Raw genomic sequence first — 16519 nt, forward strand, 5'->3', positions numbered from 1 at the left:
CCCATCCGCATATCGCATACCTACGGCATAGCGCGCAAATGACCGTCAGTCAGCTACACGAACAGGCCAATCACCCCGAAGCGCCGAAGTCAGTAACGTCATGCGGCGCCTGGTCGGGACCGCTGCTGCCCCTCAGCTGCCCGGCATGCGTGTGGAAGCGGGCATGGGCTACGAACTCTGGCGGCTGCGGCACCTTCCGACGGGAGCCCAGATGTATGTCAGTGAGCGCGACGTACTTCCACCTGAGCAGCAGCGAGGCCGACTCCGGGCCTTTCCGAGTCGGCAACTTGGGTTGGGCGACCCGCTTACTGCTGACGAGTCAGGCATGCTTGCGGCGGTTCCGGAGACTGGTCCCGCGATGAAGCGACTCCTGGCGGGGCTCTGTGTCCGCATGTCGCTTCGAGATCCTGGCAGGACATTTGATCTCGGATGCTGGTTTGCAGATCCACTTGATCGGACACCAGAGCGGGCTCGATGGAGTGCATCCTGTCGACTATGGGGGTCTGGGTCTAGGTGGGATCTTGAATGGTTTGGGTGTCCTTTCCCGGAGGATGTGGTTGCTGCTTTGACGCATCCCGTTGCTGGGATCAGCGGCGCGGAAGCGGTGCGCGTGTCGAAGTACAGCTGGGTGGTTCGGCTCGACGATGCCGAGCTTCACCTGCACGATCGAGAGGTATGAGGCGGTTCGGGAGATAGGCGCGCTGGTGACTCAGCAGGCGTTGAGTCACCGCTCGCGCCATACTTGATCATGTGACTAGGCAATCAGCGCGCGAATCGATGGTGCTTCGCACAGGCGAATCAGTTGTCGTCGGGCGCTTCGCTGCGGGTGACTCCATCGAGGAACTGACCAGCCTGCTGCACCGTGCCTACGCTGATCACGCTGTGGCTGGCCGGGTTTTCTTCGCCTCTTACCAGTCCTTTCAGGACACCGCGCATCGTCTCGGAAAGGGCGAGTGCTGGGTGGCCCTGCGCGGGAATCAGTTAGTGGGCACCGTGACCGTGGCTGTTCCGTTCGAGGTGCCACAGGGGTACCCGGCCCCGGCGGGGGCCGGTGCGTTCTGGCAGTTGGCAGTGGACCCATCGCTGCGGGGAACGGGGCTGGGGCAGCGGCTGCTGGTGCTGGCAGAGGAGCGGGTTGCTGCCCTGGGCGCGGCGCAGATCGTGATCGACACGTCGGCCGAGGCGGTCGAGCTGCTGGGCTGGTACTGCCGGCGGGGGTATCGGCCGGTCGGGACGTGGCGATGGGATGTGACGAACTACGAGAGCGTGGTGCTCGCGAAGGAGCTGTCGGCGGGCTGACGTAGATCTGGCAACGGCTTCTGGGGGAGTCCCCAAATTGGGGACTCCCCCAGAAGCCGTTGCGGGAGTTACTCGCCGAGAGTGCGTGCCGCCTCCTGGGCGGCGAGGGCGAGCGCTTCGTCGAGGGCGTCGAGTTGGCGTCCGCCAGCGCTGGCGATGGGGCCCTTGCCGCCGGCTCCGCCGCCTACGGCGCGTGCCGCCGCAGCGAGGATCTGGCTGGCCTGGGTGCCGGTGGCCTGCAGGTCGCGGGTGATGGCAGCGGCGAGAAGGGCCTTGTTGTCGTGCTCGGTGCCGAGGACGACGATGGCGGGGGCGTTGCCCAGGAGGTCGGCGGCGATGGCGGCGAGAGTACGGAGCTCGTCCGGCCCGAGGTCGGTGACCTTCTCGGTGACGATCCTGCTGCCGCGGCCTGCGAGCTGCTGGGCGCGGCTGCGCAGTTCGGCGTCGCGGAGGCGGCCGAGTTCCTGCTGGGCGGTGGTGAGCGCGTCGAGGCGCTTGCGGAGCGTGTCCGGCGCGTCCTGTGGGCGGGTGCCGAGCAGGCCGGAGAGTTCTTCGAGCAAGCGCCGCTCGGTGTCGTAGTAGGTGAGGGCGTCGCGGCCGGTGAGGGCTTCGATGCGGCGCAGGTTGGAGCCGATGGAGGCTTCGCCGAGGATGCGGACGGGGCCGGCGTTGGAGCCGTGGGCGACGTGGGTGCCTCCGCACAGTTCGCGGGAGAAGCCGCCGATGTCGACGATGCGGACGTGGTCGCCGTACTTCTCGCCGAACAGTGCGATCGCTCCGGCCGCCTCGGCCTCGGACCGGGTGGCGTGCCAGATCCGCACCTTGGGGTCATCGAGGAGGTGGTCGTTGACCATGGTCTCGATGGCGGCGAGCTGGGTGCGGTCGACGGCGGAGAAGTGGGCGAAGTCGAAGCGCAGGCGGCCCGCGTCGACCAGCGAGCCGTGCTGGCGGGCGTGGTCGCCCAGGGTGTGGCGCAGCATGGCGTGCAGCACGTGGGTGGCCGAGTGCGAGCGGGCGACGGCCTCGCGGCGCAGGCCGTTGACCAGCGCTTCGGCCTGCTCGCCGGAGCGGACCTCGCCTTCGAGGACCCGCACGGTGTGGACGTGGAAGCCCTCCAACCCGGGCTTGGTGTCCAGCACCTCCAGACGCGCGCCGCTGGCTGTGCTGATGGTGCCGGTGTCGCCGACCTGGCCTCCGGACTCGGCGTAGAACGGGCTGCGGTCCAGGACCAGTTCGACGGTGCTGCCCTGGTCGGCGCCGGGCACCACGGTGCCGTCGGCGATCAGGCCGAGGACGGTTCCTTCGGCGGCGATGTCGTCGTAGCCGACGAACTCGGTGCGGCCGTGGCGGGCGGACAGCTCGCGGTAGGCGTCCTGGCGGCGCAGGGCGTTGGCGGTCTTGGTCTTGCCGCCGGCCTTGGCGCGCTTCTGCTGCTCGGCGAGCAGGGCGGCGAACCGGTCCTCGTCGACAATGAGTCCGGCGTCGCGGGCGGCCTCCACGGTCAGCTCGATCGGGAAGCCGTAGGTGTCGTGCAGCTCGAAGGCGGTGTCGCCGGTCAGCACGGTGGGGTTGCGGGTGAGGGCGGCGTTCAGCAGGCGGGTGCCCTGGGCGAGGGTGCGGGTGAACGACTCCTCCTCGGCGGTGACGACCTGCTCGATGAGGGCGGCTTGGTCGGAGAGTTCGGTCCAGACGTCGCCGAGGTTGGCAATCACGCTGCTGGTGATCGGCGCGAGGATGTCCTGGTCGATGCCGAGCAGGCGGGCGTGGCGGATCGCGCGGCGCATGAGGCGTCGCAGGATGTAGCCGCGTCCGTCTTTGGCGGGCAGGACGCCGTCGGCGATGAGGAAGGCGATGGAGCGGGCGTGCTCGGTGACGACCTGGAAGGAGACCTTCTCCTCGCCGGTGCCGGGGTAGTCGCGGCCTGCGAGTTCCTGGACCGTCTTGAGGGTGGGCAGGAGCAGGTCGGTGGTGCAGACGTTCTCGACACCTTGGAGGATCGTAGCGAGGCGGTCGAGGCCGAGGCCGGTGTCGATGCTCTGCTGGGCGAGGTCGCCGAGGATCGGGAAGTTGCCCTTCTTGTCGCCCTCGCCGCGCTGGGACTGCATGAAGACGAGGTTCCAGATCTCCATGAAGCGCTCGCCGTCGACGGCGGGGCCGCCTTCGGGGCCGAAGGTGGGGCCTCGGTCGTAGTGAAGCTCGGAGGAGGGGCCGCAGGGGCCGGGGACGCCCATGGACCAGAAGTTGTCGTCCATGCCCAGGCGTTGGATGCGCTCGGCAGGGACGCCGATCTTGCGCCAAAGCTGCTCGGCCTCGTCGTCGTCCTGGTAGACGGTGACCCAGAGCCGGTCCTTCTCCAAGTTGTAGCCCTGGGTGAGAAGTTCCCAAGCGTAGGCGATGGCGTCAGCCTTGAAGTAGTCGCCGAAGGAAAAGTTGCCGAGCATCTCGAAGAAGGTGGCGTGCCGGTTGGTGCGGCCGACGTTGTCGATGTCGGAGGTCCGGGCGCACTTCTGGAGGCTGGTGGCGCGGGGGTACTCCGGGGTGACCTCGCCCAGGAAGTAGGGCTTGAACTGGTTCATGCCGGCGTTGGTCAGCAGCAGGGTCGGATCGGAGGGGATGAGCGGGCTGGACGGGACCTCGCGATGTCTGCGGGAGGCGAAGTAGTCCAGGAAGGTGGATCGGATCTGCGTCGAGCGCATGGCGGTATGGCCTCACGGAAGAGTCGTGGAGGGTGGGGGGAGATCACACGCCGAGCCGGGCCGAGAACAGGGACTGAGAGGTTCTCAGTTCTCCAGCTCGACGCAGATAGCTCGCGCCCCCACGGTGTAGACCATGACTCCAGATCCGTTGCTCACTGATGGTGCAGCGCACGTGACCGAATCTTCTGTGCGCCGCACCATCGAGCGTAGCTGATCTGGCGTCAAGATCGCTCGCTGTCGGCGTCGGATGACCCCGCCTGCAGCAGGGCGAGCAGCACGTCGGTGAGCTCGGCGGGGTCGAGCAGGACGAGGTCAGCTCCGAAGCTTGCGAGTGCCTGGGGATCGGTGAAGCCCCAGCCCGCACCCAGGGAGGTGACGCCCGCCGCTCTGGCGGCGTGGATGTCCGCGTCCATGTCCCCGACGAAGACGGCGGCGTTGGGTGGAACGCCGAGTCGGTCGAGGGCGAGGTGCAGTCCGTCGGGTGCGGGCTTGGGCGTCGCATCCTCGTAGCAGACGACGGTGTCCATCAAGTCAAGGATGTCCATCGGCAGCAGCCATCCCAGCCGGCGGTGGTCCCGCCGGGTGACGATGCCGGTGGCCAGGCCCTCGGCCCGGAGCACTTTCAAGGTATCCGCGACGTGCGGGAAGACGACGGCGTCGAGGCTGGCCGTGGAGGTGGCCGCATCCCAACCATCCTCGTTGATCGCTCCGTACAGACCCAGCTCGGCGAGCACCTGCGCTCGCGGGGTGGTCGCGGCCCACAACGGGAAGTCCGCGACGCTGACGCGGCGGCCGAGTGCGGAGGTCGCGAACCCTGCCAGGGCGGCGAGTTGGGCGGACTTGCTGTCGACGAGGACGCCGTCGACGTCGAAGAGCGCGGCTCGTCTCACGCTGCATCTCCGTTCCTGGGCGACAGGTCGGCCTGGGTGAGCAGGCTGTGCAGGGTGACCCGCTGGGCGCCCAACAGCGTGCGTCCGCCGAGCGGGCGCTCCAGTACGCACAGAGCATCGGCGACGGGGGCTCCGGCGATCCGCAGGATGCGGGCCATGTGGAGCAGTTGGCCGCCGGAGCGGACGACGTCGTCGACGAGGACGGTGCGTCGGCCGTCGATGGCGGCGCCTTCGATCTGGCGGTGGGAGCCGTAGCCCTTGGGCTGGCGGCGCAGGAAGACGGCGGGCAGGCCGGTGGCGGCGGACAGGGCGACGACGAGGGGGACGCCGCCGAGTTCGATGCCGGCTAGGACCTGGGCGTTGTCGGGGACGAGAGTGGTCATGGCGGCGGCAACGTCGCGCAGGAGTGTCGGGTCGGCGGCGAGACGGTACTCGTCGAAGTAGGCGTCGAGTTGGGTGCCGTCGGCGAGCTTGAACGGGGCGTTGACGTATGCGGTTTCGGTGAGCCTGGCGGCGAGGCCGGCCAGCGGTGTGTTGGTGGTCATGTCCCTCCGATCGGGGCTGTGGCGTGGGCGGTGAGGTGGGCGCGGAAAGCGTCTGCGGACTCGGCGGCGGCGAGGAAGCCGAGCGGTCGGGTGGACGTCTCGAAGAGCCACTTCTGCTCGCGCAGGAAAGCGAGTAGGCGAAGGGCGGTCGGCCCGGCGAGGTACACCGGCACGGGCCGGACGGTGGTCGCGTAGTAGAGGGCGGCGGTCAGCTCGTGCAGGGTGCCGACGCCGCCGCCCATCGCGACGACCAAGTCGGCGTGTTCCAGGTAGTGGTTGAGGCGGGCGCCGAGGTCGGGCAGGTGGACCGACGAGGTGGCGTGCGGGTTGAACGCTCCCCACTCGTCGTGCTTGCCGATCAGCGTGACCGCGGTGACGGCGGCTCCCTGGGAGGAGGCCCCGCGGGCGGCGGCCTCCATCAGCCCGTTGTAGCCGCCGTGGAGAAGGGAGTACCCGGCTTGGGCCAGGGCTCGGCCGATCTCCTCGGCCAGCTTCTCTTCCTCTTCGGAGGCGGGAACGACGCCTCCGAAGAAGACGGCGGTGAGGCCCTCTCGGGCCCGGCTGGTCGCCGGGCCCGAGAGGTGGAGCGCGTTCACACCAGCTCCAGGTAGGTGCGGTAGGCGGCGACGGCGTCGCGCAGTCCGTCGAGCGCTTCCGGGCAGGTGCGGTTCACCAGGGCGAGCATCCGCTCGATCGCCGAGTCGACGTCTGCGGCCAGCGGGATCGCCGGCCCGCTGATCGCCGCGTCCAGGGCGCCCAGGCAGGCCCGGCCGATCGGGGTGACGGCGATCTCCTCGCGCAGCTGGTACCAGCCCCAGTACCGGGAGGTCGGCGCGAGGGCGGTCTTGATGAGGTCCTTCGTCGCGGTGTGCAGCCGGTGCCACTCGGCGTAGGCGACGAACCGCTGGCCGCGCTTGATGCGCTTGTGGAGCAGTACGGCCAGCACCAGGTGCTCGATCAGCAGCTCGGTGCACGAGCGCGGCCGGGCGAGGAACTCGACGGCGAAGCGCTCGGCCAGCGCGACCTCCTCCGGTGCGGCGGGTGCGGGCCGGCGGTTGAGGAGCGTGGCGGTGGCGACCGCCGCCTGCAGGTGGGGGATGCGGGAGGCGGGCGCGAGGTAGAGGTCGATCTGGTGCAGCCTGCCCTCGTCCGGGATGAGGAAGACCGTCCCGACGCCGCCGAGGTCGGCGACGATCGTGTCGCGCCAGCCGGGCAGCAGGGCGCCGGCCTCGATGGCCATCAGGTCGTCCAATGCCTCGACGAAGGCGGGCAGCTGGGCGTCGTCGACGCCGACGACGAAATCGACGTCGGAGAGGCGGTCGGCAGTGCCGTGGGCCAGTGAGCCGCGGACCATCAGGTGGGTGACGGCCGGGGAGGTGGCCAGGATGTAGGCGAGCTTCGCCAGGAGCGGGAGCTGGGTCGGGCGGTTGGCCTGGGTGAGCTCGGCCAGTTGCAGGGTGGGCATGCGCGTCCTCCGTTCGGATTCCGGCGGGGATGGACAGTGCGGATGAGCGAGATGGTTAGGGCGTGAGGGCGAGGAGGCGCCGCTTGGCCACCGTCCAGCGCGTCGCGGCCTCCATGTCGCCGAGCGAGGTGTGCAGTTCGGCGATCAGGTCGTAGACCGTGCCCTCGGGCAGGGCGTAGGCGTAGAACAGCCGCAGCAGCATGCGTTCGGCCGCATCGCTGTAGCCCAGCGCTGCCATGCCGCGGGCGGCTTCCAGCCGTTCGGCGAGGGTCGTTTCGTCAGGAGTGGGCAGCGGTTCCGCAGCTGCCGGGTGGAGGGACGGGCGCCGTGCGAGCCGCCGGTAGACGTCGTCGGCGTACACGTCGGCGATCAGGTGGATGCGGTCGGGGCCGAGCAGGTTGCACACCCCGTGCGCGTAGGTCGGCGTCAGCCGCCAGATCCGGCCGCCGGTCATGTGCACCTTCGTGCCGCCGGTGACCAGGAACGCGGAGGAGTTGGTGTGCAGCGGGATGTGCAGCCGGTGCCGCTCGACCTGGTCGAGTTCGTCGTAGTCACGGTGTTCCCAGAGGAAGGCGTTGGCCTCCAGTCGGGCCAGGCGCACCCACATGTAGTTCAGGCCCAGTTCGGTCAGCAGCGCGGCGGTGGCGGGCATCTGTCCGAGGAGCTCGGTCGGTTGGGCGGTGCAGTCGCCGATCGTCACGTCGCCGGCGTCGCCGGAGGCGTTCATGAGCGAGGTCGTCCACCAGCCGCCGGACTGGTAGGCGCTGTACTCCGCCTTCCAGGGGGCCCGCGCGGTCAGGGCCTCGTGGCGAATCCGTTCGAGCTGTGCGGGATCCACCGCGTCCAGTTGGGCGATCTGCCCGGCCAGGGTGGTCAAGGTGTTGTCCATCAGTTCCCTCCCGTTGCCAGCCTGCCGCTCGGCAGGCAGGGTCCACGTGGTGCTCGCCGTGGGTGTTCTCGGGGGCTGCTGGTCTCAGCAGCTGATCTCACGCTTCGCTGTCAGAAGTGCACGGAAAGCGAAGGAGTGCTCAGGATGGCGGCGCGTCGAGGGGCTTCGATACGACGCTGCTGCCGTCTTCTGGCCGCCGTCGTTCGCGGGCGGAGCGAGAGGCTTGCGTCGTCGCGCGTCATGACCACCGTCATGAGCACCGCCATCTCGGCCGGGAGGCGCCTGAAGGGGTTTCCTGCCGAGCTGCCAGGGCTATCGTCAGAACAGACGAACGGGGATCGGAGAGGATCTGCTGTGGCTCAAGATCCAACGCTGTTAAGGGTGTTGACGCTACAGCGGCACTGGCAGGTGCACGAGACCTTCCGGCTCCGGTTCGAAGCGACGGCCAACCGGCTGGCGCAGGAGGACGACGACCCTCGATTGGAGGGGCTGTCGGTCTCCAAGCGTCAGTTCGAACGCTGGTACGGCGGCGCGGTCAAGACACGGCCGTATCCGGACCTGTGCCGGGTTCTTGAGGCCATGTTCGGAGTCAGCGTCGATCTTCTCCTGGCGCCTGCCCCGGAGAAATCGAGTCCGGAAGCCGTCGCGCCCTCGTTCTTCGTCCCACCACCACGGCCGGCCCCCGTCCTCCTCTCGTCCGAGCAGGCGCACGTGCTGCCTGCTGGTGGCCCGTTCAGCATCGAGACCCGCCTCGACGCGGGCACCAGGGAATTGGAAAGGCAGGTTGTGATGGCAGCTCGTCGTGCGCTTCGATTCACCGCGATGGCGGAAGGCAGCGGTGTCGGCCCGGAGACGCTGGGGCAGATCCATGACGAGGTGCGGCGGCTTACCGCCGCCTATCCCCGGCTCGCCCTCCCCACCCTCCTCGGTGACCTAGTCGAGGTCCAGGACCTCACCTTCCGGTTGCTGGAGCACGGCAGGGTCAAGCCCCTGCAGGCCCGCGACCTGTACCTCCTCGCCGGGATCACCTCGGGAATGCTCGCGAAAGCCAGCCACGACCTGGGCAACCCGAGCGCCGCGATGATGCAGGCCCGCACCGCCTACGTGTGCGCCGACAACGCTGACCACCACGCGATGCGCGCCTGGATCCGCTCCCTGCAGTCGCTCATCGCCTACTGGGCCGGCCGCCCCGGCGAAGCCGCCGACTACGCCGCGCTCGGACAGTCCGCTGCCGACAGCGTTCGTGGAACTACGAGCGTGTGGCTCGCCTGTTTGTCCGCTCGCGCGAACGCCCTGCTCGGCGACGCCGAGGCCACGCGTGCTGCCATCCAGCGAGCGGAGGACGCCCGCTCGTCGGTCCAGCTCGACGACCTCGACGGCTTCGGCGGCATCATGACCTTCCTGGTGCCCCGACAGCTCTACTACGTCGCTGAGGCCACCGTGCACCTGGGCGAGGACCCCGCGCTCGGCGAGAGGCAGTCGGAGGCTGCCGTCGCCGCGTACCGCGACGCCTCCGAGGACGAGTGGGCCTTCGGCGACGAGGCCGGCGCCCAGACCGATCTCGCGCTCGCCCGCATCGCCCGCGGCGAGTTCGAGGGCGCGGCCGAGGCTGTCCGCCCGGTGCTCGATCTCCCCGTCGAGCAACGGAACTTCGGTATCACCAGCAGTGCTCAGCGCGTCCACAACGCTTTGCAAGCCGACGGCCGCCGAGGTGGCGGAGCGGTCATCAACCTGCGCGAGGAGATCGAAGCCTTCACCGCCACCCCGACGTCGGTCCTCATCCGGTGACCACGCCGGTAGGCTCCGCAGCCATGACCTCAGTCCACCTGGCCGGCCCTCGCCTGGCACTGCGCGAAGTCGAACCCGGGGATGCCGACGCCCTTCTGGCCATCTACGGCGACCCGGAGGCCACTCGGCATCTCAGCTTCGAGCCGCGCACCCTGGACCAGGTCCAGCTGATCACCGACCGCTCAATCGCGTCGGCGAAGGACAACCCAAGGACGGAGTACTGCCTCGCCGTCACCCGACTCGGCCAGCACGACCTGATCGGCTACGCCCGCCTGGCGACCGAGCCCCAGCAGGCGGCCACCATCGGCTTCGCCCTGCACCCCGCCGTGTGGGGGCGGGGGCTGGGCACGGAGACCGTCCATCTGCTGTGCGCGCTGGCGTTCAACAGGCTTGGCCTGCACCGTGTCTGGGCCGCGCGATCACCGCTCAACGAGGCGTCGGCGCGAACCCTGCTCCGGGCCGGGATGACCGAGGACGGCCGTATCCGCGACCACGTCTTCGTCCGAGGCGCATGGCGCGACTCGATCACCTACTCGATCCTGGAACAGGAGTGGTCGCCGATCGACTGGGTGGAGACCGCCGCTGCCGACGGAAGCTGACCCCGGGGGGAACGTGTGCTTACGGACCTGGCAGTGCCCCACCAGGTGATACCCGGGATCGCCGACTTCGTCCGTGGCGGCCTGCCTGCTCCGGCCGCCACGGACGACGGCAACCACTGGGTCGACGGCTTCTGCTGGCTTTACTGCGGCCAGCAGTGGACACGCGTGCTGTGGATCGGCCCGGCGAGCGTGGCTGGCGCCCAGGCAGCGATGTACGCCTGCGGACCCTGCATCCAGGAACTCCAGGAGCGGGTCTGGCGATCGATCCTCCTCAACGACGAACCGGCCCGGGAAGCGCCACCCGGCGCTCCCGTCGAGGCGGCCTCGCCCCGTGGGCGCCGGGCCGGTCGTCATTGAGGCAGGAGCAAGCTCCTACGTCGGGCGTGAATCCGGTCTCGGTCGGAGAGACGCTGGTCGATCCCCCCGCAGTACGACATCCCTGGCCATGCGAGCCACCAACCCTGTGGGCCACCGTCAGAAGAGGGGGATGTTGTCGGGACCGCTCTCCATACGATCACTCCCGCCAAATCGGGCTGTCACGGCGCCGTCAGGTGCCGTGTCTCGAACCTACGCCGACACGTCCCCACTCGGCGAAGGTTGCGGTGCCTGGCGTCCGCTGCCCTCGTCAAGTTGGCGGAGCAGTCGTACCCCGAAGTGGCGTATTCGTGGGTGATGGCAACCGGCGGACCGTTTCAGCGCCGTAGAAGGCATCGAACCGACACCTCGGCCCTGCTGCGTGCGTGGGTCAGTCGCCCTGTTGGGTCTGGCTCGTGTCGGTTTCGCCTGCGATGAGCCGGGTGATGAGGGTGCGGTTGTCGGGGGTGAGGCCGTCGAGGGTCGCCCTCACTGTCGAAGAAGCCGCCCGTCGCCTCGGCGTTGGCCGGACGACCATGTACGCCTTGGTCGCCTCCGGCGAAGTCCCGTCCGTGACGATCGGTCGTCTCCGCCGAGTGCCCGCCGAGGCGCTCAAGGAGTACGTGGCCGCCCGTACGCAGGCGCCCGTTTCGACTGTCGCGCTCGCGGCCTGAGGGGGAGCGAATGGCGAACACCCGGAAGCCCAACGGCGACTCCTCTATCTACGAGGGCAGCGACGGGCGCTGGCACGGCCGCGTCACGGTCGGCGTCAAGGACGACGGCACTCCCGACCGCCGCCACGTCAGCGCCAAGACCCGCACCGAGGTCACGGCCAAGGTCCGCAAGCTGGAGAAGCTGCGCGACAGCGGCACCGTGCCCAAGGCCGGCCAGAAGTGGACGGTCGGCAAGTGGCTGACCCACTGGATCACCGAGATCGTCCCTGGCACCGTCGGCGAGAACACGTACGCCGGATACGAGGTCGCCGTCTGCGTGCACCTCGTCCCTGGCCTCGGCGCCCACCGACTGGACAAGTTGGAACCCGAGCACCTGGAGCGCTTCTACAAGAAGATGCAGGCCGCCGGCAGCGCCGCTGGCACCGCCCACCAGGCCCACCGCACCATTCGTATCGCCCTCGGCGAGGCCCTGCGGCGCGACCACCTCACCCGCAACGTGGCCACGATCGCCAAGGCCCCGAAGCTCGAAGAGGAGGAGGTCGAGCCGTTCGAGATCGAGGAGGTCCAGGCGCTCATGGAGACGGCGCGCAAGCGCCGCAACTCCGCCCGCTGGCTCTTCGCGCTTGCTCTTGGTCTGCGGCAGGGCGAGGTGCTCGGGCTCCAGTGGAAGGACATCGACTTCGCCCGCGACGTCGCCTGGGTCAAGCGCGGCCGGCTGCGGCCCAAGTACCGGCACGGCTGTGGCGACCGCTGCGGACGCAAGCCGGGCTTCTGCCTGCAGAAGGAGCCGATCCGCCGCGAGACCAAGGACACCAAGTCCCGGGCCGGGCGACGCGCGGTGCCACTGCCTGAGCAACTCGTCGTGATCCTCCGGCAGCACAAGGAGGAGCAGGACCGCGAGCGGGCCCTCGCCCGGGACCTCTGGGTGGAGAAGGGATACGTCTTTACCTCGGAGACCGGCGAGCCGCTCAACCCCAGCACCGACTACCACCACTGGAAGCGGCTCCTGCGCGAGGCCAGTATCCGCGACGGCCGCCTCCACGACGCCCGCCACACTGCCTCGACGGTCCTCCTCCTGCTCGGTGTGCCGGAGCGGATCGTCATGGCGATCATGGGTTGGTCGTCGACCTCGATGGCCCAGCGCTATCAGCACGTCACCGAGCCGATGCTGAACGATGTCGGCAGGAAGATCGGCGCGGCCCTGTGGGGCCAGCCGAGCCCGGACTGTCTGGGGCGCGACGGCTGATCTCGGGCTATGTCGGCCCCGCCATCATGGCGGGGCCGACATAGCCAGGACCGTTTGTCGGAGGCGGTCCCTACGCTGGCTGCTGTGACCGACATCCTCACCTTGACGTTCTCAGCGGCTGCTGTGCTGGTCAGCGTCGTGGCCGTTTTCTACAGTCGCAGCCAGACGCGGGTGGCCAACCAACAGCTTCAACTGGCACAGCAGATCCGTAGAGGTGCCGCCGAGCCGTACGTGCTGGTGGACATCGTTCCGTAGGTCGGGGGCTCGGGCCTGTTGATGTTCCGCATTGAGAACGCCGGGTCCACGTTGGTCCGTGACGTACGGCTGGCCATCTCTCCGCCACTACAGGGAGGGGAATCGGAGGCGTGGGATCAGAGGTTGGCCCGCGTCGTCGCGCGAACGATTCCTCTGCTACCTCCTGGCCGGCGTATTGAGTGGCACTTCGCCTTTGGGGGGAGGTTGTTCGCCAGCCCGGATCTGCCGCGGCAGTACACCGTGACGGTCAATGCCACAGGCCCCTTCGGGGCAACGGCGCCTCTGACCTACACCATCGACCTGGATGCCATCGATGCATCCGCGCTTGAGAGGGGAACGATCGAGGCGAGCCTGGCGAAGATCGCCGACCAGGCGCAGACCCTGAAGGACATCCCTCACGCCATCGGCTCTGTTGCGAAGGCGCTGAAAGCTTCCCCGGTCAGTGGGGAGCAGAGGCTGGCACGACCTGAAGGCACCAGCGCGCAGCAAGGGCCGCCTACAGAGCAGGAGTGAAAGGCCGGCTGTCCTAACGGGCTGAGGCGAGGACCAGGCCGAGAACGCGCGGTCGAGGATCAGCTCTCAGGCCACGAAGCGCGAATGAGACCAAAACTGAGACCAGAGCACGACGAAGGCCCCGACCGCTGGGCGGTCGGGGCCTTCGTTATGGCTGGTCAGCCATGGCGGAGGATACGAGATTCGAACTCGTGAGGGGGTGCTCCCCACACGCTTTCCACGCGTGTGGGGGGTGGGGTCAGGGGGTGGGGCGGAGGGTGGCGGTGGTGGTGCGGGCTAGCCAGACGCCTAGGAGGGCTTGGAGGAGGCTGATCAGGAGGGTGGCGGTGATCATCAGGGAGGCGAGGGGTGGGAGGCCGGCGAGGGCGGCGAGGGTGCGGGCGGTGCCGGCTACGGCTTCGCCGGTGGCGGTGCGCCAGAGGAGGGGGGCGGCCCAGCCGGCGAGGGCGGCTGTGGTGGCGGTGAGGACGGCGGTGCGGGCTCGTTGGCCGCGTAGGGCGGTGGTGGTGCCGAGGGCGAGGCCGCAGAGGAAGGGGAGGTGCCAGAGGGACCAGAGGGAGCCGAGGGCTATGACGGTGGTGGCGAGGAGAGTGGGGAGGAGGAGGGGGAGGAAGGGGGAGGGGGAGGGGTGTTGTTGCGTCATGGTGGTCAGGCTCCCGGTCGCAGGGTCCACACCTTGGTGGAGGCGGGTTGGTCGGCGGCCATCAGGAGCGGCGGGTTTCGGCCCTCCCACCAGTACGGGATGAAGTTCCGGTACCAGGGTGAGGCCGGGTTCTCGCTCTGGCCGCCGGGGTAGACGGCCTGCGCGGTGGCGGTGTCCGGGCTCTTCCAGTCGACGACCATGCGCCAGCTCGGGCCGAAGGTGGAGTTCATGCCGCCGTCGGCCGCGTTGACGGTCCAGCGGTCGCCCTCGGCGGGCTTGGGGCCGTAGCCGAGGGCTTCGGCGCCGGTGAGGGAGGGGATCTGCCGGGTGTGGACGCGGTCCCAGGTCCAGGTGGCGGGGTCGTTGCCGAGGTCCTGGGACAGTTCGGAGACGGCCTGGGTGAATGCTGTGCGCATGGCGTCCGTCGCGGTGCGGGTCGGGCCGCCGGGGGAGGTGAAGGCCGGGTTGGTCGGGTCGTGCAGGGTCCAGGCTTCGAGGTTCTCGTCGAGGCTGGGCAGTGCGCTGGAGACCTTGAGGTACAGGCGGTCGCGTTCGACCGGCACCTTGGCGTGGTCCCACCAGGGCTGGAAGGTGGTCTCCAGGTAGTCGTTCCAGAAGGTCCACCAGATCGGGCCGCCGGCGACGCCGGGTTTCATGGTGTGGTCCCAGCGGTTCAGGACGTCGAGGGCGGCCTGTTGGCGGGGGTCGAGCTGCTGGTCGGCCAGGGCGGTCTTCAGGTGCGGCAGGATGACGGTGGCGAGGTAGTCCGTGACGTCGTTCTGCAGCGTGGTGAAGTCCGCGCTGGTCATCGCCTGGTGGCTCTCCAGGTACTGGTAGATCCGGTTGGCCCGGTAGCCGTTGTCGAAGGCGTTGAGCGTGGTGCCGATGTAGTACGGGTAGTCGGCGGAGACGGGGCGCTGGTTGGCCGTCGCGACCACGTGGTTCGGCGGGTTGTGGACCTGCGGGGTGGCGTCGAAGGGGATGGCGCCGACCACGTCGTATTCGCCGGTGCCGGGCATCGGGAACCAGGGGTTGCCGCCCTTGGTGAGGGGGAAGTACCCGGCGGCGACCACGCCGATGTTGCCGCCGCCGTCGGCGTAGGCGAAGTTGAGTGTGGGGGCGTGCCAGTCGGCGAGCGCGGTGCGGAACTCCTGGTAGTCGCGGGCCTTGTTGACGGAGAGCAGGACGGCCAGGTCGGGGGAGGGGATGTTGCCCATCCAGCTGACCGAGGTGGTCTGTCCGGCCCGGGTCAGGACCGGCCCGTGCACGGTGAGGTCGACGGCGAGGTGTTCGGTGTCGCCGCCCCGGACCGGGATGGTGTACTCCACCCGCTGCATCGGGTGCCACGCGTTGTTCCAGAAGTACTGGCCGGGGTGGTCGGGGCTGGTCTGCTCGCTGTAGAAGACCGTCGACTGGTTCTGCCCGTCCGTCAGGGACCAGGAGATGTTGGCGTTGCGGCCGATCAGCACGCCGGGCATGCCGGCCATGCTGGCGCCGGTGACATTGGTCTCCGGCGAGGACAGCGCGATCTGGTACCAGTACGAGGGCAGGGTCATCGGCAGGTGCGGGTCGCCGGCGAGCATCGCGTTGCCGCCCGCCACGGCCGGGCCGTTCGCCGCCCAGGCGTTGCTGTCCGGGAAGGTGTGGACCTGGGTGGCCGGGAGTGCGCGGATGGTGTCCAGCAGGGCGTGGGCCGCGGTCGCCTCCCCGGCGGGGTCGGGCTTCCCGGTGGGGGCGACGGGCGCGGGGCGGGGCTCCGACCGGTTGGCGGCGGCTTGGCCGTCGGGCCCGGCGGTGTTGACGTTCGCGGGCAGCGGCGCGATGCCGAGGTCGCGGTACGGCCCGACGTCGTACGGCCGCTGGTCGTTGGGCGCGTGGACCGGGAACCAGTCCATGGTGCGCTCCTCGCCGAGGGACTCCCGGAAGATCGCGTAGTCCAGCGGGGTGCTGGTGAAGTCCATGCTCTGGGTGAGGAGTTCCTGGATGACCAGGCTGTCGACCGGCGTCCAGTCGGCCGGGTAGACCCCGGTGAGGGAGAAGATCGCCGGCCACTGCCCGTTGTGGCGCAGCTCGGAGATCCAGGCGTTGATTCCCCGGGTGTAGCTGGTGAGGGCGCGGCCCGCCGGGCTGTCGGGTGGGGTGGCGGCCCAGGTGGCCTCGGCGGTGCGCAGGAGTCCCATCTGGAGTTCGAAGCGGTCGGACTCGACGCTCCCGGGCCCGTTGAGTTCGGCCAGGCGTCCGCGCCCGGCGCGCCGCTCCAGGTCGAGCTGGGCGAGCCGGAAGCGGGCGTGCAGGTAGCCCTGGGCCTGGAACAGGTCGGTGTCGGAGGCGGCCTTGACGGCGGGGACGCCGTTGTCGTCGAAGGCGACCGTCACCGGCGCGTTCAGGCCCGCCAGGGTGAGGGTCTCGGTGTGCGGGAGTTCGGCGCCGGCGGCGGAGTCCCACGCCCCAGCCCCGGGGACGAGGGCGGTGCCGAGGGCCGGGATGGGCCCGATGCCCAGCGCGAGCAGCGCGAGGACCAGGGCGGAGACTACGGCTGCCACCGCCGCGTGGGTGGCTGTGCGTATGCGCCGCGGCAAGTTGACTCCAGGGGTGCGAGGTTGGGCGGGTGCGGTGGGGCAGGGGCGGGGCGAGGGCGGGGCGAGGGGGCCCGGGGTCGAGGC

The 16519-nt window shown here is 69.5% G+C and carries 16 protein-coding genes; 8 read left to right on the forward strand and 8 right to left on the reverse strand.

Features of this window, described 5'->3' with window-relative positions; translation table 11 throughout:
- Positions 1-777: 777 nt before the first annotated feature.
- Positions 778-1299: a GNAT family N-acetyltransferase gene (locus AB0R04_RS26790; protein WP_363375546.1), complete on the forward strand. Its 522-nt coding sequence runs from the start codon at positions 778-780 to the stop codon at positions 1297-1299.
- Between the two features lie 68 nt (positions 1300-1367).
- On the opposite strand, the gene alaS is transcribed toward AB0R04_RS26790, so the two are convergent.
- From alaS to AB0R04_RS26820, 6 genes are all read right to left on the reverse strand, one after another.
- Positions 1368-3995, reverse strand: a complete 2628-nt coding sequence (gene alaS / locus AB0R04_RS26795; RefSeq protein ID WP_363375549.1) for an alanine--tRNA ligase — start codon at positions 3993-3995, stop codon at positions 1368-1370.
- 221 nt (positions 3996-4216) lie between these two features.
- On the reverse strand, positions 4217-4885 hold the full coding sequence (locus AB0R04_RS26800) for an HAD family hydrolase (protein ID WP_363375552.1): 669 nt from the start codon (positions 4883-4885) through the stop codon (positions 4217-4219).
- Positions 4882-5430: a phosphoribosyltransferase family protein gene (locus AB0R04_RS26805; protein WP_363375554.1), complete on the reverse strand. Its 549-nt coding sequence runs from the start codon at positions 5428-5430 to the stop codon at positions 4882-4884. Before AB0R04_RS26805 ends, AB0R04_RS26800 begins: the two co-directional genes overlap by 4 nt.
- Complete coding sequence (locus AB0R04_RS26810; RefSeq protein WP_363375557.1) at positions 5427-6026, reverse strand: LOG family protein; 600 nt, start codon at positions 6024-6026, stop codon at positions 5427-5429. Before AB0R04_RS26810 ends, AB0R04_RS26805 begins: the two co-directional genes overlap by 4 nt.
- Positions 6023-6895: a hypothetical protein gene (locus AB0R04_RS26815; protein WP_363375560.1), complete on the reverse strand. Its 873-nt coding sequence runs from the start codon at positions 6893-6895 to the stop codon at positions 6023-6025. The genes AB0R04_RS26810 and AB0R04_RS26815 overlap by 4 nt, the downstream gene beginning before the upstream one ends.
- Positions 6896-6950: 55 nt before the next feature.
- Positions 6951-7784 (reverse strand): aspartyl/asparaginyl beta-hydroxylase domain-containing protein, encoded by an 834-nt coding sequence (locus AB0R04_RS26820; RefSeq protein WP_363375562.1) that lies wholly within the window; start codon positions 7782-7784, stop codon positions 6951-6953.
- A 381-nt stretch (positions 7785-8165) separates the two neighbouring features.
- Here AB0R04_RS26820 and AB0R04_RS26825 point away from each other — a divergent pair, with 381 nt between their 5' ends.
- The 7 genes from AB0R04_RS26825 (at position 8166) to AB0R04_RS26855 (ending at position 13213) form a co-directional block, all read left to right on the forward strand.
- Positions 8166-9572 carry a hypothetical protein gene (locus AB0R04_RS26825; RefSeq protein WP_363375564.1) on the forward strand — a complete coding sequence of 469 codons (1407 nt, stop codon included), beginning with the start codon at positions 8166-8168 and terminating at the stop codon, positions 9570-9572.
- Positions 9573-9595: 23 nt separating this feature from the next.
- The gene (locus AB0R04_RS26830; protein WP_363375566.1) at positions 9596-10171 is read left to right on the forward strand and encodes a GNAT family protein; all 576 of its coding nucleotides are present in this window, start codon (positions 9596-9598) and stop codon (positions 10169-10171) included.
- A gap of 33 nt (positions 10172-10204) precedes the next feature.
- Entirely contained in the window at positions 10205-10528 is a 324-nt protein-coding gene (locus AB0R04_RS26835; RefSeq protein WP_363375569.1) for a hypothetical protein, read from the forward strand.
- A 431-nt stretch (positions 10529-10959) separates the two neighbouring features.
- A complete protein-coding gene (locus AB0R04_RS26840; protein ID WP_363375572.1) occupies positions 10960-11199 on the forward strand; it encodes a helix-turn-helix domain-containing protein in 240 nt (79 codons plus the stop codon).
- A gap of 10 nt (positions 11200-11209) precedes the next feature.
- On the forward strand, positions 11210-12445 hold the full coding sequence (locus tag AB0R04_RS26845; protein WP_363375575.1) for a site-specific integrase: 1236 nt from the start codon (positions 11210-11212) through the stop codon (positions 12443-12445).
- A gap of 84 nt (positions 12446-12529) precedes the next feature.
- A complete protein-coding gene (locus AB0R04_RS26850) occupies positions 12530-12700 on the forward strand; it encodes a hypothetical protein (protein ID WP_363375578.1) in 171 nt (56 codons plus the stop codon).
- A gap of 123 nt (positions 12701-12823) precedes the next feature.
- Positions 12824-13213, forward strand: a complete 390-nt coding sequence (locus AB0R04_RS26855; RefSeq protein ID WP_363375580.1) for a hypothetical protein — start codon at positions 12824-12826, stop codon at positions 13211-13213.
- A 238-nt stretch (positions 13214-13451) separates the two neighbouring features.
- Here the strand turns inward: AB0R04_RS26855 and AB0R04_RS26860 are convergent, their stop codons facing one another.
- Both AB0R04_RS26860 and AB0R04_RS26865 read right to left on the reverse strand, forming a co-directional pair.
- Complete coding sequence (locus tag AB0R04_RS26860; RefSeq protein WP_363375582.1) at positions 13452-13856, reverse strand: hypothetical protein; 405 nt, start codon at positions 13854-13856, stop codon at positions 13452-13454.
- Positions 13857-13861: 5 nt separating this feature from the next.
- Positions 13862-16399: a penicillin acylase family protein gene (locus AB0R04_RS26865; RefSeq protein ID WP_363375584.1), complete on the reverse strand. Its 2538-nt coding sequence runs from the start codon at positions 16397-16399 to the stop codon at positions 13862-13864.
- Positions 16400-16519: the final 120 nt, after the last annotated feature.

The sequence above is a fragment of the Kitasatospora sp. NPDC056731 genome (assembly GCF_040687675.1).
In the GTDB taxonomy this organism is placed as follows: Bacteria; Actinomycetota; Actinomycetes; order Streptomycetales; family Streptomycetaceae; genus Kitasatospora.